Raw genomic sequence first — 20,968 nt, 5'->3', positions numbered from 1 at the left:
CACCCGGTTTTCTCCGTTAGGGGTGGCAGAAAGTTCAACGCTCAACTAAACTGGGCGTACACGAGGAGGAACCGACATGCCTGCTGTGACCGTCGAGAACCCGTTGACGCTGCCCCGCGTGACCGCGCCGACCGATGCCGTGGCACGTCCCGTACTCGCTGTCACGACCGCCCCGGGCGGTTTCGAGGGCGAGGGCTTCCCGGTGCGCCGGGCGTTCGCGGGGATCAACTACCGCCATCTCGACCCGTTCATCATGATGGACCAGATGGGTGAGGTGGAGTACGCGCCGGGCGAGCCCAAGGGCACGCCGTGGCACCCGCACCGCGGCTTCGAGACCGTCACGTACATCATCGACGGGATCTTCGACCACCAGGACTCCAACGGCGGTGGCGGCACCATCACCAACGGGGACACCCAGTGGATGACCGCGGGCTCGGGCCTGCTGCACATCGAGGCGCCACCGGAGCACCTGGTCATGTCCGGCGGGCTCTTCCACGGCCTCCAGCTGTGGGTGAACCTCCCGGCCAAGGACAAGATGATGGCCCCGCGCTACCAGGACATCCGCGGCGGCTCGGTCCAGCTGCTCAGCACCCCCGACGGCGGCGCGCTGCTGCGGGTCATCGCCGGTGAGCTGGACGGGCACGCGGGCCCCGGCATCACGCACACGCCGATCACGATGATCCACGCGACGCTGGCGCCGGGCGCGGAGCTCAACCTGCCGTGGCGCGAGGACTTCAACGGCCTGGCGTACGTCCTGGCCGGGCGCGGCAGCGTCGGCACCGAGCGGCGCCCGGTCCACACGGGCCAGACCGCCGTCTTCGGCGCGGGTTCCTCGCTGACCGTCCGCGCGGACGAGAAGCAGGACTCCCACACGCCGGACCTGGAGGTCGTCCTGCTCGGCGGACAGCCGATCCGCGAGCCGATGGCCCACTACGGCCCGTTCGTGATGAACACCAAGGAAGAACTCATGCAGGCCTTCGAGGACTTCCAGAAGGGCCGGCTGGGGACGGTCCCGGCGGTGCACGGCATGACCGCGAGCGGACCGCAGGACTGACACCGGCGCCGGCAACGTGACAGCCCCGTCCGCAGCATGGACGGGGCTTCACCGTTGCTCAGCCACCCGGGCGGATGTTCGCGTTGAGCCGGAAGAAGTTGTCGGGGTCGTACTCGTTCTTGAGGGCGACCAGCCGGTCGTAGTTGTCGCCGTAGGCGGCCCGTACCCGGTCCTCGCCTTCCTCTCCCAGGTTGTTCACGTACTCGGCCCCGATGGAGAAGCGGCGCATCTTGTCCCACCACTGCCGTGCCCATTCCCTGTGCACTTCGCGTTCCTGCGGATCCGTCCACACCGACGCGGCGAAGTTGTCGTACTGCGCGTTCCGGTGGGGGAAGGCCGTTTCCGTGGGCGGGATGCGGCTGACGGCGCCGCCGTACTGCTGGAAGACGATGAGGGACCTGGGCGAGGGAGCACTGGCGAAGTGCTCCACGGTGGCCTCGATCGCGTCCTGGGGGATCTCCTCGAGGAAGTGAGACTTCCAGTAGTAGTTCAGGCCGATCGGGAAGAAAGGGTCCCCTGCCGCTTGCAGCTGCGTGTACGCAACCGGCCCCACCTGGTCGGCGACGGGCGGGCCGAAACGCCGGAGCGGCTCCAGCACGCGCTCGCCCTGCTCCATCGACCCGGTGTAGCAGACGGAGATGGCGAATACCGGATCACCGTCGGGGGAGGTCAGGAAAAAGGCGTCAGCGGTCAGCTCGTCCGGTGCTGAACGTGAGTACTCGTAGTAGAAACCGAGGGCTTCCCGGGCCCGCGCCAAGGGATGGACGACGACGCCTCCGAGTACCTCCGGACCGACGGGGTGGAGTCTGAACTCGAAGGAGGTCGCGACCCCGAAGTTCGCGCCGGCCCCCCGCATGCCCCAGAAGAGGTCGGGGTGCTCCGTGGCGCCGGCTGTCCGCAGGCGACCATCGGCGGTGACGACGTCGACGGACAGCAGGTTGTCGCAGGCGAGGCCGTGGGTCCGGGCGAGCCGGCCCACGCCGCCGCCGAGCGTGAGGCCGGCGACGCCGGTGTGGGTGACGACGCCCGTGGTCGTGGCCAGGCCCGACGCCTGCGTGGCCCCGTCCAGTTCGCCGAGCGTGGCACCGCCTTCCACCCGGGCCGTTCGGCTGCCGGCGTCGACCGCGACGCGGCGCATCCGTGAGAGATCGATCATCAGGCCGCCCACGCACACCGCCTTGCCCGCGATGTTGTGGCCGCCGCCCCGCACGGAGACAAGCAGGTCGTGTTCACGTGCGAAGGCCACGGCTGCCGCGACGTCGGTGCTCCCGGCGCAGCGGGCGATCAGCGCAGGCCGGTGGTCGATCATGCCGTTCCAGACTCTTCGGGCCTGGTCGTAGGTGTCATCTCCGGGGCGGAGCAGCTCTCCACGCAGCCTCTCCGCCAGCTCCCGAGCGACTGATTCCTCGAGCACGGCTCGTTCGCCCGTTCTCGTCGTTACCTCCAGCGGAAGCATGGCGCTCCTTCTTGGGTCTGCAGCGAACGGCACCCGTACCAGCCGACCAGGCTGCGAACCTCGACGCAGTTCGGACTCGTCCCAACGGGTGACGGCCGACACGGGATCTGAACCGGCGACCGGGACAGCAGCGCTGACGCTCCGTCACCCAGGCGGGCCTTCCCGACGGGACGACCCGCCCCGGGAGTGGTCGGGTGGAGGTGTGCAGGACTCCGCCCCGGCCGCTTCCGGCCCCGACCCGCCCGTTTCCGGGCCCAGGCCGCTCCTCCCCGAACCCCTCCGGCGGCTCGCCGCCTGGTGCGGGCTTCTGCTGCTGGTGTCCGGAGTCGTCTACGTCGGGATCCGGCTGTGCGACGAGTTCCGGACCGCCGTCGTGCCCGTGCTGCTCGCGCTGCTCGGGACGGCCCTGCTCGGGCCGCTGCACCGGCGGCTGGTGAAGGCCGGGGTGCAGCGGTCGGTCGCGGCCGGGCTCACCTGCGTCGCCGTCGTGGCCGTGGTCGGCGGGGCCGTGTACATCGTGGTCGCCGCGCTCATCGACACGGGCGACGAGATCGTCGCCTCGCTCAAACAGGCCGCGCGGGGCATCTCCGACCACTTCGGGGCGGCCGGGACCTCGCTGGACGACCTGGCCTCCAACGCCCGGGAACTCCTGGGCAAGTTCGGTGGCTCCGCCGCATCCGGCGTGATCAGCGGGGTCAGCGTGGTCGGCGAGACCATCGCCATGGCCGTGCTCGCGCTGCTGCTCGTCTTCTTCTTCCTGCGCGACTCCGACAAAGCCGCCGGGACGCTGAGGGCCCTCGCCCCGCGCGGCTCCGCCGACACCCTGGAGGCCGTGGCACGGCGGGCCTTCCACGCCGTCGAGGGCTTCATGCGCGGCACCACCTTCATCGCCCTCATCGACGCGCTCTGCATCACCGTCGGACTGCTCGTCCTCGACGTACCCGGGGCGGCCGGGCTGGGAGCGCTCGTCTTCGTCGGCGCCTACATCCCCTACCTCGGCGCCTTCATCTCGGGAGCCGTGGCCGTGCTGGTCGCGCTCGCCGACCGGGGGTTCGTCATCGCGCTGTGGGCGCTCGGGGTGGTGCTCGCGGTGCAGGTGCTGGATGGGCACGTGCTCCAGCCGTTGATCCAGAGCCGGACCGTGCAGATGCACCCGGCGGTGGTGATGGTGGCGATCACGGCCGGGGCGTCGGTCGCCGGAGTGCTCGGGATGCTGCTCGCCGTACCGCTCACCGCGGCCGCCTTCGGCGTCCTCCAGGAGCTCCGCAGCCGCTACGAGGGCCGGGAGTCGTCGGCGCCCGGGGAGTCGTGACCCGCTACGGCGACCAGGAGCCGTCGCCCGCGCCGTCCACGGACTCGTAGAGCTCGAACCAGATGCTCTTGCCCTCGCCGCGCGGATCCACCCCCCAGGCGTGCGCGAGCAGCTCCATCAGCACCAGGCCGCGGCCGGAGGACGCCAGCTCCCCCGGTCTGCGCTTGTGCGGCAGATCGTCGCCGGTGTCGGTGACCTCGATCCGCAGCCGCCGCTCACCCACCTGGCCGGTGATCTCGGCGACGAGCAGCGCGTCGGAATCCGTGTGCACGAGGACGTTCGTCAGCAGCTCGGACAGCAGCAGCACCGCCGAGTCGAGCTGGTCGGGGGAGGTCCAGTCGTGCAGCAGCTCGCGCAGTTGCTGCCGGGCCACCGCGATCCGCTCGGGCTCGGCCTGCGCGACCGTCAGCATCGTGCGCCGCACGGGGGCCGGCACGAGCACGGTGTCGCCGCAGCCGCAGCCCTCGTCCTCCCGGCACAGCAGCAGCAGCGCGATGTCGTCCTCACGGCGGTCGATCAGCGGGCCGGTGGTGTGGTGCGACGACGGCCCGTGCACGGCCTGCACCAGGGTGTCGGCGAGTTCCTCCAGATCACCCTTGTGGTCCTCCAGGATCTCGCGCAGCCGCCGCCAGCCGGAGTCCAGGTCGTGGCCGCCGGTCTCGATCAGGCCGTCCGTGCAGATCAGCATGGTCTCGCCGGACTCCAGGGCCAGCCGGGTCGTGGGGTAGTCGGCGTCCGGGTCGATCCCCAGCGGCAGGCCCCCCGACGTCGGCCGCGTCAGCACCGTGCCGTCGGACATCCGGATCGCCGGGTCCGGATGCCCGGCCCGGGCGATGTCCAGCACGCCGTTCGCCGGATCGACCTCGACGTACACACAGGTCGCGAAGCGCGGGTCGGCGGGGTCCTCGTCGCTGATGCCGTGCAGGAAACGGGAGGCGCGGGAGAGGACGGCGTCGGGGCGGTGCCCCTCCGAGGCGTAGGCGCGCAGGGCGATGCGGAGCTGCCCCATCAGGCCCGCCGCCCGCACGTCATGCCCCTGCACGTCGCCGATGACCAGCGCGAACCGTCCGCTGGGCAACGGGATCACGTCGTACCAGTCGCCACCGACCTGGAGGCCGCCGCCGGTGGGGACGTAGCGTGCGGCGACGCTCATGCCCGGGATGCGCTGCGGGCCGAGCCTGGGCAGCATCGTGCGCTGGAGCCCGTCGGTCAGGGCCCGCTCGCTCTCGGCCACGCCCGCCCGGGCCAGCGCCTGGGCCAGCATCCGCGCCACGGTGGCCAGCACGGAGCGCTCGTCCGGGGTGAAGGCGACCGGGTAGGTGAAGGCCGCCATCCACGCGCCCATCGTGCGGCCGGCCACGGTCAGCGGCAGGAACGCCCAGGACCGGCGGCCGAAGCGCTGGGCGAGCGGCCAGGTCAGCGGGTAACGGGCCTTGTACTGCTCGGGAGAGGACAGGTACACCGCCCGGCCGGTCCGCACCACCTCGGCGGCCGGGTAGTCCGTGTCCAGCGCCATGTCGGAGAACGGGCTGTCGTCGCCCTGCTGCTGCCCGTGGTGCCCGATGATCGTCAGCCGGTCGCCCTCCACACCGAACACCGCCAGCCCGTCCGGCGAGAACCCCGGCATCGACAGATTGGCCGTGACCCGCAGGACCTCCTGCGTGGAGCGCGCCTCGGCCAGCGCCCGGCCCGCGTCCAGCAGGAACGCCTCCCGGGAGCGCCGCCAGTCGCCCGTGACCGCACTGCGCCCGGCCGGGGTGCCCGGCGTCGGCTCGGTGACCTCCTGGAGGGTGCCGATCAGCCGGTACGCCTTGCGGGCCCGGTCGAAGGACGGCTTGGAACGGCTGCGGACGATCCGGACGATACGACCCTGCTCGTCCATGATCCGGATCCGTACCTCGGCGAGGGTGCCCTCGGCGACGGCGAGCTGGATCACGCCGGTGATCTCGTTCCAGTCGACCGGGTGCAGCCGGGCCCGGGCCTGGGCCTCCGTGAGGCTGACCTGCTCGGCGGGCAGCCCGAGCAACCGTGCCGCCTCGGCGTCGACCGTGACCAGCCCGGTGGCGGTGTCCCAGTGCCAGAGGCCGGTCGCGAGGGCTGCGAGAGCCTCCCCCACGGCGGGCAGAGGCTCGCCAGTGCGCATTGCCCTACTTTAAGAAGGAGCCGTCGAACGCTGCCACCGAAGACGCAAGAGTGCTCGATCGTTAACTGAGGAGAGCCGATCTTCGCCTGGCCGGTACGCTGGGGACCAGTTTCACGTGAAACACAGACCCCGATCAGCGAAGACTGGATGAACGACGATGCATCGGTACAGGTCCCACACCTGCGGCGAGCTCCGCTCCTCTGACGTCGGCAGCGACGTCCGGCTGAGTGGCTGGCTGCACAATCGGCGCGACCTGGGCGGCATCCTCTTCATCGATCTGCGCGACCACTACGGCATCACGCAGCTCGTGGCCCGTCCCGGCACCCCCGCCTACGAGGCCCTCGACAAGCTGTCCAAGGAGTCGACCGTCCGTGTCGACGGCAAGGTCGTCTCCCGGGGCGCCGAGAACATCAACCCCGACCTGCCGACCGGCGAGGTCGAGGTCGAGGTCGGCGAGGTCGAACTGCTCGGTGCCGCGGCCCCGCTGCCATTCACGATCAACACCGAGGACGGGGTCAACGAGGAGCGGCGCCTGGAGTACCGCTTCCTCGACCTGCGCCGCGAGCGCATGCACCGCAACATCATGCTGCGCACGGCGGTCATCTCGGCGATCCGCCACAAGATGACGGCCCTCGGCTTCAACGAGATGGCGACGCCGATCCTGTCCGCGACCTCCCCCGAGGGCGCCCGCGACTTCGTCGTCCCGTCCCGCCTGCACCCGGGCAAGTTCTACGCCCTCCCCCAGGCGCCCCAGCAGTTCAAGCAGCTGCTGATGATCTCCGGGTTCGACCGCTACTTCCAGATCGCGCCCTGCTTCCGTGACGAGGACGCGCGCGCCGACCGCTCCCCGGGCGAGTTCTACCAGCTCGACATCGAGATGAGCTTCGTCGAGCAGGAGGACGTCTTCCAGCCCGTCGAGAAGCTGATGACGGAGCTGTTCGAGGAGTTCGGCGGCGGCCGTCACGTCACCTCGCCGTTCCCGCGGATCCCGTTCCGCGAGGCGATGCTGAAGTACGGCTCCGACAAGCCCGACCTGCGCGCCCAGCTCGAACTCGTCGACATCACCGACATCTTCGAGGGCTCGGAGTTCAAGGCCTTCGCCGGCAAGCACGTCCGTGCCCTGCCCGTGCCGGACGTCTCCGCGCAGCCCCGCAAGTTCTTCGACCAGCTCGGCGACTACGCCGTCTCGCAGGGCGCCAAGGGCCTGGCCTGGGTCCGCGTCGCCGAGGACGGCTCCCTCTCCGGCCCGATCGCCAAGTTCCTCACCGAGGAGAACGTCGCCGAGCTGACCAAGCGCCTGTCGCTGGCGGCCGGCCACGCGGTCTTCTTCGGCGCGGGCGAGTTCGACGAGGTCTCCAAGATCATGGGCGCGGTGCGGGTGGAAGCCGCCAAGCGTGCCGGGCACTTCGAGGAGAACGTCTTCCGCTTCTGCTGGATCGTCGACTTCCCGATGTACGAGAAGGACGAGGAGACCGGCGCGATCGACTTCTCGCACAACCCCTTCTCCATGCCGCAGGGTGGTCTGGAGGCCCTGGAGACCCAGGACCCGCTGGACATCCTCGGCTGGCAGTACGACATCGTCTGCAACGGCGTCGAGCTGTCCTCCGGCGCGATCCGGAACCACGAGCCCGAGATCATGCTCAAGGCCTTCGAGATCGCCGGCTACGACCGCGAGACCGTCGAGGAGAAGTTCGCCGGCATGCTGCGCGCCTTCCGCTTCGGCGCCCCGCCGCACGGCGGCATCGCCCCGGGCGTCGACCGCATCGTGATGCTGCTCGCCGACGAGCCCAACATCCGCGAGACGATCGCCTTCCCGCTCAACGGCAACGCCCAGGACCTGATGATGGGCGCGCCGACGGAGCTGGAGGAGGCACGGCTGAAGGAGCTGCACCTGTCGGTGCGCAAGCCGCAGCCGAAGTAGGCGACGTGTGGTGAAGTGGCCCGGAACCTGCGTCGGTTCCGGGCCGCTTTCTTGTGTGCACAGGCAACCCCGCTGACCCTCCGCATCAAGCCCTCATAGGCCCCACCCTGCTCGATTCGCCTCCAAGGTCACAGAAAACTTGTCATCATGGTGTGTCGGCCATCACACAGTGACTTTCGGGGGCGGAGTGACGGCGCATGACCTGGATGAATCCGATCCGGGACGTCCGAGCGGCACGGCTGTGCAGGCAAGTGGGCAGCTCGAACATCTCGCTGAAGGGGTCGCTGCGCTGGCCGACCGCGCCGGCGCCGACGGTGCCGCCCGCTTGATTCGCCATGTGAACCGCCCGGCCTCGGCAGTCGCCCGCGTGTGTGTCCTGGGTGGCATGAACGTGGGCAAGTCGTCACTCATCAATCAACTGGCCGGCGCCCGCTGCCTGCCTGTGTCGATCCACCCCACCTCCTTGGCGGTGCCCACGCTCGTCCGGGCCTCGGAGCGCCCCGTCGGCGCCGTGGAAGCCCTGGAGGGGCCCCTGCGTGTCGTCAGCGCAGGCCCTGACGCGTCCTGGTTGGCCGACGCCGGGCTGGAACTGGTGGAGACCCCCAACTGGGACGCATGGTCCCTTGTCCGGGGCGGCGATCACTCCGGTCGGAGCGAACATCGGGTCGGCGATCTCCTGGCCTCTGCCGTCAGCAGCTGCGATGTGATCGTGATCGTCACTTCGGCCCCCAGAGCCCTGCCCGCGTCCGACGTCTCCAGGCTGAAGGCACTGGCCGGACAGCCACACTGCCCGCCCCTCCTCGTCGTCGTCACCAGACTCGACGAGATGGAGACCGCCGCCGAGGCGGATGACGTCATGCAGCGTGTCCGGCACCAAGTGGCACTCACCGCCGCTGACGTCCACGTCACGGCGGGCCCCGGGCGGCTCGGCGAGGAGAGCGAGGAGCGGCTGGAACACTGCCGCACCTTGCTGGCAGTGCTCGGTACCACGCACCGGCGGACCGGTATGCGTGCCCGGCGTCGGGCCCAGCTCCTCCTCGCCACCTGTGAACTGATCTCCAGCGCGGCGGAGCGCGCCATGGCAGCCGAGGCAGGGCCGGACGATCCGGCACGGACCAGCGCCGCCGCGGCATGGCAGGCCGCACGCACCACCGCCCTGGTGAACTGGATATCTCTGTCCGCCGCACTGGACGAGCGGCGTGACGAACTGCTGGGCCGGATCACCGCGCAGTCCGACCACCTGCGAGCCCTGTGCCTGAGACGGCTGACGCGTGAGCTGTCCCAGGGCCAGGACGCCCGGGAGTTCGTACGGCTGCGCGTCGTACCCGAGGTCGGCGTGGCGCTGCAGAAGGTCGAAGGGCGGATCACCGAACAGGTCGAACAGGCCCTCGAAGCCGACGCACGGTGGCTGCAGGAGGCGCTGGCCGCCCACCGATCCGCTGCGGAGCAGCTGTCCGGCATCCCGGAGCAGCGCACCACCGGGCCGATACCCGATGGCCGGCCGTCCGTGTGGGCGGAGCGGGGCAGCCGAACCGACGCAGATGACCGGAACACGGCCGACCCGTCGAAGCGGTCGGCCGCCACTGAGGGCTCCGCCCTGATCCCGGAGCTCGTCGGGGCAGGCCTGCAGGCCCTGCTGGGCTCCCTGGTCCCGGACGCCGTGGCCGGCCTGGTAGGGGCCGCGGGCACGGCCCTGGCGGGCGACGCGTTCGCACGTCGCCGGGAACAGGCGCTGGACGCCACGATCAACGACCTGCAGCGGGCTGTCGATGCCGGCTTCGCCGAGCACCTGACAACCGTGGCCCAACGGCTCGACCGGCTCTACACACGGCTCGAAGCGCGTGCCAGGGAAGGCGACGAGCAGTGGTGGCGGGTCAACGGGGCCGCCTTCGCGGCACGACCGAATTCGCGCGGCCACTGGTTGACGCTGCTGGAGGAATCCAGGGCGCTGCGCCGGTCGGTCAGGGAGCTGGTGACAACCTGGGATGAGGTGTGATGGGGCAGGAAACGTCGCAACGTCAGAGCGGAACTCCGGGGGAGTTCGACGACTGGGGTTCCCGCATGGGTTCGCTGCAGGAGCTCTACCAGCGCATCAGGGACGTCTCGGAGCAAGCGTCGGGCCTGATGGGGACGGATACCCGGGAGCAGGGCACGATCCGGCTCGAGAGCACGCGCAGTGTTTTCGAGCGTGAGACGTTCCGGATGATGGTCCTCGGCGAGTTCAGCAGCGGCAAGAGCACGCTGATCAACGCCATGCTGGGCAAACGACTGCTGCCGACGAAGGCCAATCCCACGACCGCCTTCACCACCTTGCTGCGCTGGGGCGAAAACGAGCAGGCCGAGCTCTACCGTGACATGGACCGCCGAGAGCAGGCCACCGTGGTCAGCACGGAGAGGTTCCAGGAGGAGGTGGCCCTGCAGATCGATGCCGAAGGCGCGTCCCGTGAGCCCTCGTTCTCCCTCGCCGTCGTCTCCCAGCCGCTGGAACTACTGGGGCGCTGGGTCGAGATCGTCGACTCGGCGGGCGTGAACGAGAACCCCTCGCGCGAGCAGATCACATTGAGCTTCCTGGAGGAGGTCGACGCGATCGTCTATGTCACCGATGCGTCCCGGCCCTTCACACTCCACGAGACCAAGAACTATCTGGAGCAGGTCTACGCCCTCGGCCACCGGGACATCTTCTACGTCGTCAACCGCTTCGACCTCATCGACGAGGAAGAGCAGGACGAAGTGATGAGGCGCTGTCGCAACGAGGTGGCCAAACTGGAGCGCCGCCTGGCGGGGCAGGCGCACAACGAGGTGCACTTCGTCAGCGCACGGGACGCGCTGCGGGCCCGCCTCGCGGGCGATGAAGCCGCAGTCGAGCGGTCGGGGCTCACGGCTCTGCAGAAATCCCTGGAACTCTTCTGTCTGCGCGACGCGGCCCGGGTGAAGTTCGTGCGGCTCGCCGAGTATCTGCGGCAGACTGCGATCCGCCTGCGCAAGCACTTGCAGAACCAGAGCGGGGGTCTCGCCAGAACGACCCAGGAACTGCGGGAAGTACTCAACAGCGCCGAGGCCAGCCGGGAACAGCTGCAGCAGGACGAGGCGAAGATCCGACGCATCGTCGAAGCCTGGGTCAATGAGGTGGAAAAGGATGTCAAGGCGGAGTTCTCGGCCCACCTGGTCAAGTTGAGCGCGCAACTGCCCAGCTGGGACGTGAAAGGGCCCGGCCTGCTGGATCGTGCGGGACGTGTGATCACTCCCGGGGGCCGCGACGCCATCGCCAACCAGATCATCGACGGGTACACGAGCGCGTTGCAACGCCGCATGCAGGTGTTCTGCTCGGTCGACCTGGAGGAGGCCGTCAAGGAGCACCAGACCCGGCTGTTGGAGCGGCTGAGCCCCCTGATCCGGGAGTACGAGAGCGCGCTGGAAGAGATGCGCGCCCGACTGACCGGCGTCAGTGAGGACCACCTGGCCGACCAACTGCTGTACTCGTTGGCGCTGTCGGCCAGTCGTGGGGGGTTCGGGGGCACCCTGCCGTTCTACATGCCGTTCCGGTTCCGGCCGGGTGAGGTCACCGCGCTGGCCGCTGGGATCGGCGCCGCGGGGGCCGGTGGACTGGCCATGGCAGGTGCCAGCGGCATGCTCGGCCTCGGATTCGCCGTCCCTCCGGTGGGCATCGCCCTGGCCGTCGGTGCCGCGCTCGGCCCGGTGCTCGGGACGGTTTCCCTCGCCGTCTCGAGCGGCAAGCTGCGGGCCAAAGTGGCCAGCCACATCGCGGAGCAGCTGAAGCAGTCCGCCGACCACATCGCGGAACAGTACGTGCGCAACCGCGTCGTCGATCTCCGTGCCGTGTGGAACGGCGTCGCGGACTCCCTGTCGGAACGTCTCCACGAAGTCATCACCGACATCGAGCGCAGCATTGATCAGTCGCGCCTCGACGAGCAGGAGAAGCAGGCCAAACGCGACGAGCTGTACCGCTACGAACAGGAGCTGACGAACATCGAGGTCGCCATCGGCGAGTTCCTGCGCCCGTACGTGGCCGAGGCCGCCTGACGGACGAGGCGCCGCACGGCGGCATCGCCCCGCACGCAGGGCGTGGCTCGGAACCGGCGCCGGTTCCGAGCCACTTTCGTACCCAGGGCTCTTGCCCAGCTCTTACCCAGGTTCCTGACAGACGGGCTCCCTAGCTTCCCTTCCCATGACGGGACAGGAAGCGGCCCATGAGCCGAAACACACAAGGGATCTGACACGCCGTAAGGTCGTCGCCGCGGGTGCCGGCGCGGTGGTGGCGGCGGGCGTCGGCGGTACGTTCGCGACGGGCGCGTTCGCCGGTGAGGAGACGACGGCGGCCGAGGGGAAGACGGCCGGTGCCTCCGGCGAGGCCTGCTACAAGCTGACCTCCGAAACCACCGAGGGCCCCTACTACATCGACGCGGACAAGCTCCGCCGGGACGTCACCGAGGACCAGGAGGGCATCCCGCTCACCCTGCGCCTCAAGGTGATCGACTCCGAGACCTGCAAGCCCCTCGCGAACGCCGCCGTGGACATCTGGCACTGCAACGCGCTGGGTGTGTACTCGGGGTACGAGGCGATGGGCAGCGGTGACGGCGGGGGCGGAGGCGGCGGGGGTGGCACGCCGCCCTCGGGTACGCCGACGGGCACGCCCACGGGTGCGCCCCCGGACGGTGGCGGTGGCGGCGGGCACCAGGAGCCCACGGACGACGAGCGCTATCTGCGCGGCACCTGGAGGACGGACAAGCGGGGGCTCGTCGAGTTCCGTACGGTCTTCCCCGGCTGGTACCAGGGCCGCTGCGTGCACATCCACACCAAGGTGCATGTGAACGGCACCTGGACCGACGCCGGTTACGAGGGCGGCACGACCGTCCACACCGGTCAGCTCTTCTTCGACGAGGAGTCCGTGCTGGCCTCCGCCGAGGTCGAGCCGTACTCCACCAACACCACGACTCGCACGACCCTCGACGAGGACACCATCTACCCGGGCAACGGCACCCAGGGCGGGCTGATGAAGCTCCAGTACAGGAAGAACGCCATGGCGAAGGGCGTCGTCGCCGGTCTCACCATGGGCGTCGACCCCATGGGCTGACGGACGTCTGACGGACGTGTGTGGGGCGGACGTGTACGGTCGTCCGCCCCACATTCACATACATGGACTTCTGCTCAACCCGTTGACCCGGAAGTTAAGCCTCCATAAAGTCCCTTCGAGAACGCGTACGTGACTGCTGTTCACGTATGTGCACATCGAGGGAGACAACGATGTCAGACGCCGCAACAGCCATACCCGAGGCCGAGCAGCGTGCGGTCGGCAAATTCCTGCGCCGCATGCTTCCGATCCTGGTCCTGATGCTGCTGGTCAACCAGATGGACCGGACGAACGTGGGTTTCGTCCAGAACGAACTGCGGGCCGATGTCGGGGTGAGCGCCACGGCCTACGGGCTCGGCGCGGGCCTGTTCTTCATCGGGTACGCCCTGTTCGAGGTGCCGAGCAACATGCTCCTGGAGCGGTTCGGGGCCCGGGTCTGGCTGACCCGGATCATGATCACCTGGGGTGCGGTGATCGTGGCGATGTGCTTCATCCACAACGTGTGGATGTTCTACGGCCTGCGCTTCCTGCTCGGTGTCGCGGAGGCCGGCTTCTTCCCCGGCGTGCTCCTCTACTTCACCCAGTGGCTGCCGGACTCCAGCCGGGGCCGGGCCAGTGCGATCTTCCTGGGCGGATCGGCCACGGCGTACATCGTCACCGGCCCGATCACCGGCGCGCTGCTGGAACTGCACGGCGCGGGCGGTATCGCGGGCTGGCGGTGGATGTTCGCCCTGGAGGGTGCCTTCTCGATCCTGGTCGGCTTCATCGCCGGGTTCTTCCTCGTCTCCCGGATCCAGGACGCGAAGTGGCTGACGCAGGAGGAGAAGGACGCGCTGAGCGAGGCCGTGGGGCGGGACAAGGAGGCGCGTGACCGGGCGCCGTCGGTGTCGCGGATGAAGCTGATCTTCCATCCCCAGGTCGCCGTCCTGACCGCGGTCTTCTTCGCGATGGCGCTCACCGGCTACGCGATCACGTTCTGGCTGCCGAGCCTGGTGGAGGAGATCGGCGGGCTGTCCTCCTTCCAGATCGGCCTGCTGTCGGCGATCCCCTGGATCTGCGCGGTGATCGCGATGTACACGATGGCCCACTTCACCGACCGGGCCCCCGACCGTCGCCCCTACCTGGCGATCGCCCTGGTCCTGTCGGCCACCGGCACGTTCCTCGCCACGCTCGGTTCGCCCTGGTTCGGCCTGGCCGCCCTCACCCTCGCCGCGGTGGGCGGCAAGTGCGCGGCCACACTGTTCTGGCCGATGGCCCAGTCGGGCCTCGACCTGAAGATCGCCGCGCCGGGCCTGGCACTGGTCAACTCCATAGGAAACCTGGGCGGTTTCGTGTCCCCCACCCTGTTCGGCTACCTCAAGGACACGACGGGCAGCACGAACGGGGGGCTGTACACGCTGTCGGCGGCCTCGATCCTGGCGGTGCTGGGCGTGGCGTTCGTACGGCACACCAACAGGGGCCCGCGGGCGGGCGCCGGGGATCGTGCGGGGGTGACGGGGAAGACGGCGGTGAGTTAGACACGCCGCTTCGAGCCGACTGCGCGCTGGGGCCTGCTCCTGTTGTGGAGCGGGCCCCAGCCTTCAGCAGGAGATCACTCCTCGGCGAACAGGTCTTCCGCCGTGGTGGCTGTCAGGGAGCGGTCGAACCAGAGGGTGAGGGCGTCGAGGTCGGTGCAGGAGGTGATGCGGTCGCGGGTGGCCTCGGGGACGAGGATGCCACGCTTCTCCAGCACGCTCAGGATGGACTCGGCCTTGCCCTCGGCTTTGCCCTCGGCCTTGCCCTCCAGGTACGACTCCTCGAAGAGGGTTCCCCTGCCCGGGAAGTATGTAGCGACCATTTTCTCCAGCTCTCTCCATGTCTCCCGGGCCGGAGTGTCCTCCAGCCCGACCTCAAGCCATTCACACCAGTACTTCGCTGTGGCCTTGTCGAACGACCGCATCCCGCGGGCCAGCATGTCCAGTATGGCGGCGGCGTTTTCGCTTTCGCTGTGCACGATGGCCGAGAACGTGGCCAGCGCCGGTTCTCGGGCCACGACAGACTCGTCGGTGATCTCCGGAACGTTGTCGGGGCCCAGCACAAAAGGACGGGTGCTCTGCGTCGTCCAGGTGCCGACGCGGCACTCGAAGGGACCGGCCGCCCAGGATGCGGTCGGCCGGTTCTTGCAGACCGCGACGAGCAGCACGGGCAGGTCGAACTTCGCGCGCAGATAGGACACGTAGTACGACCAGCTGGATCCCTTGCCACGGCTCCGGGCCGTCTGGGCCTCGACGGCGATGAGGAAGCTGTCCCCCTCGGACGGCTCGACCTTCAGTACCGTGTCCACACGGCGTTCCAGCGGCTTGATCTCCGTGGCGTCAGGGGTCAGCGCCTCGATCGTTGCCTTCGCGGGTGGTGGAAGGCCCAGTGCCTCGAAGACGGGGACGAGTACCTCCGGATGCTCCTGGAAGATCCGGTGTGAGGTCTCATGGGTTGATGTGACCATGCGCGCAAGCTAGGGCCATCAGGGGGCGGCGTACTCGGCGAACGAGGTTGCGTTCACTCTTTCGGGAGCGGCAAAAACGTTCCCATCATGTGTTCGGCGGCCAGTGAAGGAGGTAGCCGGCAACGGGGCCGAGGGTGTCGTCGTTCACGTGGATGCAGTCCGACCAGTCGCGCTGTTCGACGGGGGCCAGCAGGGACTCGACAGTGCAGGACCAGGCCTCGCACAAGGCGCGGAGGAAGAGGCCGTACAGGTCACCCGACGTGCGCCACCACTGTTTCTGCCAGGTCAGTGTGGCGTCGTCGCGGGCGGACTCGTACGCGGTGTCCCGGTTGGCTGCGGCAGGGAAGACCTGCGACAGCGGTGGGGTGGAGCCCATCTGGCAGATGATGATGCAGTTGTCGGGGATCCGAACCCGCTCTCCGGACAACGGGTGGTTGAGCTCTGGCGGACGGCTCCGCCAGGTGACCGGCCAGCCGAAGGCGAGGAAGACCTCCCTGCGTCGCCCTGCCCACTCGGGTATGTCGGCCAAGCGCAGCACACCCTGGGACGTCAGGGCGAAGGCGATGTCGTCGGCGAGTGTGTTGAAGGCGCTGTGCAGGGTGTAGGCCAGTTCGAGCTGGAGAGAGTCATCGAAGTTCCCTGTGCTGCGCAGCCGTTCTTCCTGGGTGCGCATCCACTGCCGCACCTGGTCCGGCGTGGCGACCAGCGAGGCCTTGTCCCGTGAGGCCCGGCTGGGCTGCCCAGCGAGGTAACCGGCGAAGGAGATGGAGGTGTCAGCGAGAAAGCCGTTGACCGTGACGGTGCCTCGGAAGTCACGCCGGCCCTGGTAGTGCGTGGTGTTCCAGAGCATGGCGAGACCGATGCGCCGTCCCTTGTCGTCCAGCAACTCGGTGGCCCTGCTGACGAAGTCGTCGCGCATCTGGAGGCGCAGTTTTTCCTCTCCGACGCGCCACCTCAGGGCTTGAGGCGGATAAAGCCGGTCGAACACCTCGTCCGGTAACCCGGTGGCCAAGGAGAACGGTGCGAGGGTTTCGGGTTCGGCGGCGCCGGGCTCCCATGTGTACACGGGCACCGCGTTCTCCAGGACCAGACGCTGGGCGAGCTGGCCGAGCCGTTCGTCTTCGGTCCGGCTGAACAGGCCCTGGAGTTCGAAGGGGCTCTTACGCAGCCGCACGCGTACGGTCGTGCCCTCCGCCACCCAGCCTTGTCCGGTGTACGGCGTGAGCAGAGGGCGGCTGGAGGGCCCGTCGAACGTGAGGCGACGGGCGTCCGTGAGGGAGGCGTCGTAGCGGCGGGTGATCAGTTCCACCTGGTCGCCGAGCAGGAAGACGGAGAAGAAGCCGATGCCGAACCGGCCGCTGGGCTGGAAGCCCCCGTCGGCGAGCCCCGGCAGCCGGTTGCGCAGACTGGTGGAGCTCCACCCGCTGGTGCCGAAGTCGAGCAGCCCGTTGACGAGGGTCTCCTCGTCCATGCCGGTGCCGTTGTCGCGGACCTCGAGGTACCAGGAACCCTCGGTCTCGGTCAGACGTATCTCCACGCACCCGGTCGGGAAGCCGGGCTGGAGTGTCTGCCGGGCCAGCACCGCGTCCTGGGCGTTCTGGATCAGCTCCCGTAGTGCCACCTCGGGCACATCCCCGTACAGCTGCTGCCCGCCGAGGGTCCCGACCAGAGCGGGGATGTCGGAGACCTTGACGGTCGCGTCGATGGGGCGCCAGTCCTGAACGCGGAACAGTTCCGCGAAGCGCTCCGGGGAGTCGACACCGGCGACCGCCCGCGCGGCGAGCCGCTTGCGGCCGAGGTCGTGCAGGAGGGCGTCGACGGCCTTCAGCTCCCGGTCGATACCGCGCAAGTACTCGAGGGCCAGCCACCAGGCGGTGGCATCCTGCGGGGGGAAGGGGCGCAGCGAGCTGTAGGTGACGCGGTCACCCTTCAGATACGGGCGGCTGATGTGCTCCTGGAAGCGCCAGTGCTCGCGCGAGTGGCCCTGCGGCCTGCGCAGCGAGAAGAGGAAGCCGGGAGCACGGCGACTGTCGATCTGGGTCGCGTCGGCGAGCCGCAGGATGCATGCCAGCTTGAGGGAGTCGATGGTCCACTCACTGGGTTGCCAGGGCAGCGAACCCGTCGTGTGGCGGAACTCCTCGGCGAGCCGGTCCACGGGCCACCAGTGGCTGGCCGCCAGTTCGCCGATCAGCGGGCCGTACACCTCCCGCAGCTGGACCCCCTCGATGAGGAAGATGTCATGGCCCGTACGGGACGGCCACGGCTGGTCCACCAGCCTCTTGGCCTGCTCCGCGTGCGTGTCGCGTATCGCCGTCGCCAGGCAGGCGTCCATGATCTCGGCGGACGGCGTCTCCAGTTCTTCCCGCTCGGGCCAGCACCCCTCCCGGTGGTAGTAGGCCAACGACACGAGATCGCGCCACCGCTTCTCGCCGAGCGCCTCGGGCACGGTCGTCCCGTATGCGGCGGCCCCCATCGCCGCGTCGTGCAGCACGAAGGCGCAGCCCAGCACGTATGCCTCGGCGGGATTGAGGACCACCTTGTCACCGCACACGAGTTCGGCCGTCTCCCACAGTGCGTCGACGTGACTGATGTCGTGCACCGTGAAGTCGGGCATGCTGCGCGCGTTCTCGTCGAGGAGCACGGCAGCCTGCTTCCGCAGCTCCGTGTACGACGTGCGCAGTCGTTCCCGCTGTTCGGCGTGGGCGTCGGGCCCGGGACGCCCGGCGAGGGTGCTCTGCCACAGGGACGTGCTGGTGTAGTCGTGCTGGGGCACCGGGGACCATCACCTCATTGCGGGCAGGAGGAACAACGCGGCGAGCACCCACATGGTGATCACCGATACGAGAATGAAGAGCAGGACGTACGTCTCGTACCAGCGCAGGAAATTGCCGGGGCGAGGGCGCTTGCGGAAACCGGGCCCGACGACCTCGTCGGTGATGTCGCACTCCTCGTTGCGGTAGTCGAGCCAGGCGAGCGCGCCCACCACGATCAGCGTGCCGGTGAAGGCGGCGACGACCGTGGCCAGCGTCAGCAGGCCGATAACTCCGCCACGGGCGGTGGCCGGCGCCAGGTCCCACTTGCGGTAGCCGACGAACAGGGCGAGCGCCGCGCTGACGAGGGCGGTGGCGAGGGTCTGGTAGATGGCGAGGAAGCGGTGGGCGTTCTCGTTCACGGCGTGGATCTGCTGGAGCACGTACCGGTAGCGTTCCAGCGCGAACTCGTTGCGGACGGCCACCGCTTCCGGCCGTGCTTCCCCCGACTCCGCCATCGCCCCCACCCGCCTGACCCCTTGTCAGCGAACGTATACCCAAGGCCCGTTCGTCCATCCAGTGTGACGGAGGATCACCAGGTGCGGCCAGGGGCCGCGGATCACCGTTACCTCGCCACGAACTGGGTCAGGATCGCCTGGACCTCGTAGATGTCGACGCCCTTCGTGAAGGTCTTCTCGATGGGGGTCGGCGTGCCGGAGATCCAGATCTTCAGCTCGGCGTCCAGGTCGAAGGTGCCGGCCGTTTCCACCGCGAAGTGGGTGATGCTGCGGTAGGGGACCGAGTGGTATTCCACCTTCTTGCCGGTGATGCCCTGCTTGTCGATCAGGATCAGGCGACGGTCGGTGAAGAGGATGGTGTCGCGGATGAGGAGGAACGCGGCGTGGACCTGTTCGCCGTGGCCGAGGAGGCGGGCGTAGTCGTGCTGGGCCGATGCCGGGTCGATGGTGTGTGCGTTGCCGAACAGTGCCATGGGAGTCCCCCGGGTGTGTGATGGCGGCCGGGTGGGCCGGTCTCCCGCGATCTTCGCAAAGCACGGGGCCCGGGAGAAGGTTCTCGTTCTCCCGGGCCCCGTGCTGTAGCGAGCGTGTTACGCCGGTTACGCCGTCGGCTTCTCCTCCAGGCGCGGGAAGAGGACCGCGCCCTTGGTGACCGTCGTGCCGGCGGGGAGCCTGCCCCACGTGCCGGCCTCGCCGATCTTCTGGTCCGCGAGGGCACCGAGGGAGTCCGCCGCGCCGAGCGAGTCCCAGAGCTTCTGGGAGGTCTCCGGCATGACCGGGTTGAGGAGGACCGCCACCGCGCGGAGGGACTCCGCCGCCGTGTAGAGGATCGTCGCCAGTCGGGCCTTGCCCTCGTCGGACGTGTCCTTCGCGACCTTCCAGGGCTCCTGCTCGGTGATGTAGCCGTTGACCTGCTTGACGAAGTCGAAGACCGCCAGGATGCCGCCCTGGAAGTCGAGCTCCTCGCCGATCCGGCGGTCCGCCTCCGCGACGGCCTTCGCCAGGCCCTCGTGGATCGCCTGCTCCGCCTCGCCGTCGGCCGCCGACGCCGGCAGCTCGCCGCCGAAGTACTTGCCGACCATCGCCGCGACGCGGGACGCCAGGTTGCCGTAGTCGTTCGCCAGCTCGCTGGTGTACCGGGCGGAGAAGTCCTCCCAGGAGAAGGAGCCGTCCTGGCCGAAGGCGATCGCGCGCAGGAAGTACCAGCGGTAGGCGTCCACGCCGAAGTGCGAGGTCAGGTCCTGCGGCTTGATGCCGGTCAGGTTCGACTTCGACATCTTCTCGCCGCCGACCATCAGCCAGCCGTTGGCCGCGATCTTGCCGGGGAGGGGGAGGCCCTGCGCCATCAGCATCGCGGGCCAGATCACCGCGTGGAAGCGGAGGATGTCCTTGCCGACCAGGTGGACGTCGGCCGGAAAGGTCTCCTCGAACTTCGCCTGGTTCTCGTTGTAGCCGACCGCCGTGGCGTAGTTCAGCAGGGCGTCGACCCACACGTAGATCACGTGCTTGTCGTCCCACGGGACCGGGACGCCCCAGTCGAAGGTCGAGCGGGAGATGGAGAGGTCCTGCAGGCCCTGGCGTACGAAGTTCACGACCTCGTTGCGCGCGGACTCGGGCTGGATGAAGCCGGGGTTGGCCTCGTAGTGGGCCAGGAGCTTCTCGCCGTACTCGCTCAGCTTGAAGAAGTAGTTCTCCTCGCTGAGGATCTCGACCGGCTTCTTGTGGATCGGGCAGAGCTTCTGGCCCGCGTACTCGCCCTCGCCGTCGAGGAGCTCGCCGGGGAGCTTGTACTCCTCGCAGCCGACGCAGTACGGGCCCTCGTAGCCGCCCTTGTAGATCTCGCCCTTGTCGTACAGGTCCTGGACGAACTCCTGGACGCGGTCCGTGTGCCGCTTCTGCGTGGTGCGGATGAAGTCGTCGTTCGCGATCTCCAGGTGCTCCCAGAGAGGCTTCCACGCTTCGGTGACGAGCTTGTCGGCCCACGCCTGGGGGGTGACCCCGTTGGCTTCGGCCGTGCGCATGATTTTTTGACCGTGCTCGTCCGTGCCGGTGAGGTACCACACCTTCTCGCCGCGCTGGCGGTGCCAGCGGGTGAGCACGTCGCCTGCGACGGTCGTATAGGCGTGGCCCAGGTGAGGAGCGTCGTTGACGTAGTAGATGGGGGTCGAGACGTAGTACGCCTTCGCCCCCTGCTTCTCGGATCCAGTGGCCGCCATGGTCGAAATCCTACTGGTCCGCTGAAG

At 68.9% G+C, this 20,968-nt stretch carries 14 protein-coding genes; 7 read left to right on the top strand and 7 right to left on the bottom strand.

The window, feature by feature from the left end; all coding sequences use genetic code 11:
• Positions 1–76 precede the first annotated feature (76 nt).
• On the top strand, positions 77–1,054 hold the full coding sequence (locus tag MQE23_RS21890; protein ID WP_037667391.1) for a pirin family protein: 978 nt from the start codon (positions 77–79) through the stop codon (positions 1,052–1,054).
• 58 nt (positions 1,055–1,112) lie between these two features.
• Here MQE23_RS21890 and MQE23_RS21885 read toward each other — a convergent pair whose 3' ends face one another.
• Positions 1,113–2,468, bottom strand: coding sequence for an FAD-binding oxidoreductase (locus tag MQE23_RS21885; RefSeq protein WP_243379989.1), 1,356 nt, complete (start codon positions 2,466–2,468; stop codon positions 1,113–1,115).
• A 244-nt stretch (positions 2,469–2,712) separates the two neighbouring features.
• Here MQE23_RS21885 and MQE23_RS21880 point away from each other — a divergent pair, with 244 nt between their 5' ends.
• The gene (locus MQE23_RS21880; protein WP_243379988.1) at positions 2,713–3,822 is read left to right on the top strand and encodes an AI-2E family transporter; all 1,110 of its coding nucleotides are present in this window, start codon (positions 2,713–2,715) and stop codon (positions 3,820–3,822) included.
• A 4-nt stretch (positions 3,823–3,826) separates the two neighbouring features.
• Here MQE23_RS21880 and MQE23_RS21875 read toward each other — a convergent pair whose 3' ends face one another.
• A complete protein-coding gene (locus tag MQE23_RS21875) occupies positions 3,827–5,965 on the bottom strand; it encodes a SpoIIE family protein phosphatase (RefSeq protein ID WP_243379986.1) in 2,139 nt (712 codons plus the stop codon).
• A 157-nt stretch (positions 5,966–6,122) separates the two neighbouring features.
• Here MQE23_RS21875 and aspS point away from each other — a divergent pair, with 157 nt between their 5' ends.
• From aspS to MQE23_RS21850, 5 genes are all read left to right on the top strand, one after another.
• Positions 6,123–7,886, top strand: coding sequence for an aspartate--tRNA ligase (aspS, locus tag MQE23_RS21870; protein WP_020270430.1), 1,764 nt, complete (start codon positions 6,123–6,125; stop codon positions 7,884–7,886).
• 169 nt (positions 7,887–8,055) lie between these two features.
• Positions 8,056–9,882 (top strand): GTPase, encoded by a 1,827-nt coding sequence (locus MQE23_RS21865; RefSeq protein WP_347710142.1) that lies wholly within the window; start codon positions 8,056–8,058, stop codon positions 9,880–9,882.
• 209 nt (positions 9,883–10,091) lie between these two features.
• Positions 10,092–11,927 carry a dynamin family protein gene (locus MQE23_RS21860; protein WP_243379985.1) on the top strand — a complete coding sequence of 612 codons (1,836 nt, stop codon included), beginning with the start codon at positions 10,092–10,094 and terminating at the stop codon, positions 11,925–11,927.
• Between the two features lie 145 nt (positions 11,928–12,072).
• Positions 12,073–12,978 (top strand): intradiol ring-cleavage dioxygenase, encoded by a 906-nt coding sequence (locus tag MQE23_RS21855; protein ID WP_243379984.1) that lies wholly within the window; start codon positions 12,073–12,075, stop codon positions 12,976–12,978.
• Positions 12,979–13,148: 170 nt separating this feature from the next.
• Complete coding sequence (locus MQE23_RS21850) at positions 13,149–14,492, top strand: MFS transporter (RefSeq protein ID WP_243379982.1); 1,344 nt, start codon at positions 13,149–13,151, stop codon at positions 14,490–14,492.
• A 74-nt stretch (positions 14,493–14,566) separates the two neighbouring features.
• On the opposite strand, the gene MQE23_RS21845 is transcribed toward MQE23_RS21850, so the two are convergent.
• The 5 genes from MQE23_RS21845 to metG form a co-directional block, all read right to left on the bottom strand.
• Entirely contained in the window at positions 14,567–15,457 is an 891-nt protein-coding gene (locus tag MQE23_RS21845) for a hypothetical protein (protein ID WP_243379981.1), read from the bottom strand.
• Between the two features lie 85 nt (positions 15,458–15,542).
• Positions 15,543–18,230, bottom strand: a complete 2,688-nt coding sequence (locus MQE23_RS21840) for an ATP-binding protein (RefSeq protein ID WP_243379979.1) — start codon at positions 18,228–18,230, stop codon at positions 15,543–15,545.
• A 9-nt stretch (positions 18,231–18,239) separates the two neighbouring features.
• Complete coding sequence (locus MQE23_RS21835) at positions 18,240–18,725, bottom strand: hypothetical protein (RefSeq protein WP_037667383.1); 486 nt, start codon at positions 18,723–18,725, stop codon at positions 18,240–18,242.
• Positions 18,726–18,832: 107 nt separating this feature from the next.
• On the bottom strand, positions 18,833–19,198 hold the full coding sequence (locus MQE23_RS21830) for a PH domain-containing protein (protein WP_020270419.1): 366 nt from the start codon (positions 19,196–19,198) through the stop codon (positions 18,833–18,835).
• 126 nt (positions 19,199–19,324) lie between these two features.
• Positions 19,325–20,941: a methionine--tRNA ligase gene (gene metG, locus MQE23_RS21825; protein ID WP_243379978.1), complete on the bottom strand. Its 1,617-nt coding sequence runs from the start codon at positions 20,939–20,941 to the stop codon at positions 19,325–19,327.
• Positions 20,942–20,968 lie beyond the last annotated feature (27 nt).

This window comes from Streptomyces sp. HP-A2021, from assembly GCF_022807935.1.
GTDB lineage: Bacteria > Actinomycetota > Actinomycetes > Streptomycetales > Streptomycetaceae > Streptomyces > Streptomyces afghaniensis.
Note: the sequence above shows the minus strand (reverse complement) of the source record. Positions and strands in the feature narration are given on the sequence as shown.

Coding starts and splice junctions, on each gene's coding strand:
- MQE23_RS21830 (WP_020270419.1), bottom strand. CDS start 19,198: ATGGCACTGTTCGGCAACGCACACACCATCGACCCGGCATCGGCCCAG.
- MQE23_RS21850 (WP_243379982.1), top strand. CDS start 13,149: ATGTCAGACGCCGCAACAGCCATACCCGAGGCCGAGCAGCGTGCGGTC.
- MQE23_RS21860 (WP_243379985.1), top strand. CDS start 10,092: ATGGTCCTCGGCGAGTTCAGCAGCGGCAAGAGCACGCTGATCAACGCC.
- MQE23_RS21875 (WP_243379986.1), bottom strand. CDS start 5,965: ATGCGCACTGGCGAGCCTCTGCCCGCCGTGGGGGAGGCTCTCGCAGCC.
- MQE23_RS21890 (WP_037667391.1), top strand. CDS start 77: ATGCCTGCTGTGACCGTCGAGAACCCGTTGACGCTGCCCCGCGTGACC.
- MQE23_RS21845 (WP_243379981.1), bottom strand. CDS start 15,457: ATGGTCACATCAACCCATGAGACCTCACACCGGATCTTCCAGGAGCAT.
- aspS (WP_020270430.1), top strand. CDS start 6,123: ATGCATCGGTACAGGTCCCACACCTGCGGCGAGCTCCGCTCCTCTGAC.
- MQE23_RS21835 (WP_037667383.1), bottom strand. CDS start 18,725: ATGGCGGAGTCGGGGGAAGCACGGCCGGAAGCGGTGGCCGTCCGCAAC.
- MQE23_RS21855 (WP_243379984.1), top strand. CDS start 12,073: ATGACGGGACAGGAAGCGGCCCATGAGCCGAAACACACAAGGGATCTG.
- metG (WP_243379978.1), bottom strand. CDS start 20,941: ATGGCGGCCACTGGATCCGAGAAGCAGGGGGCGAAGGCGTACTACGTC.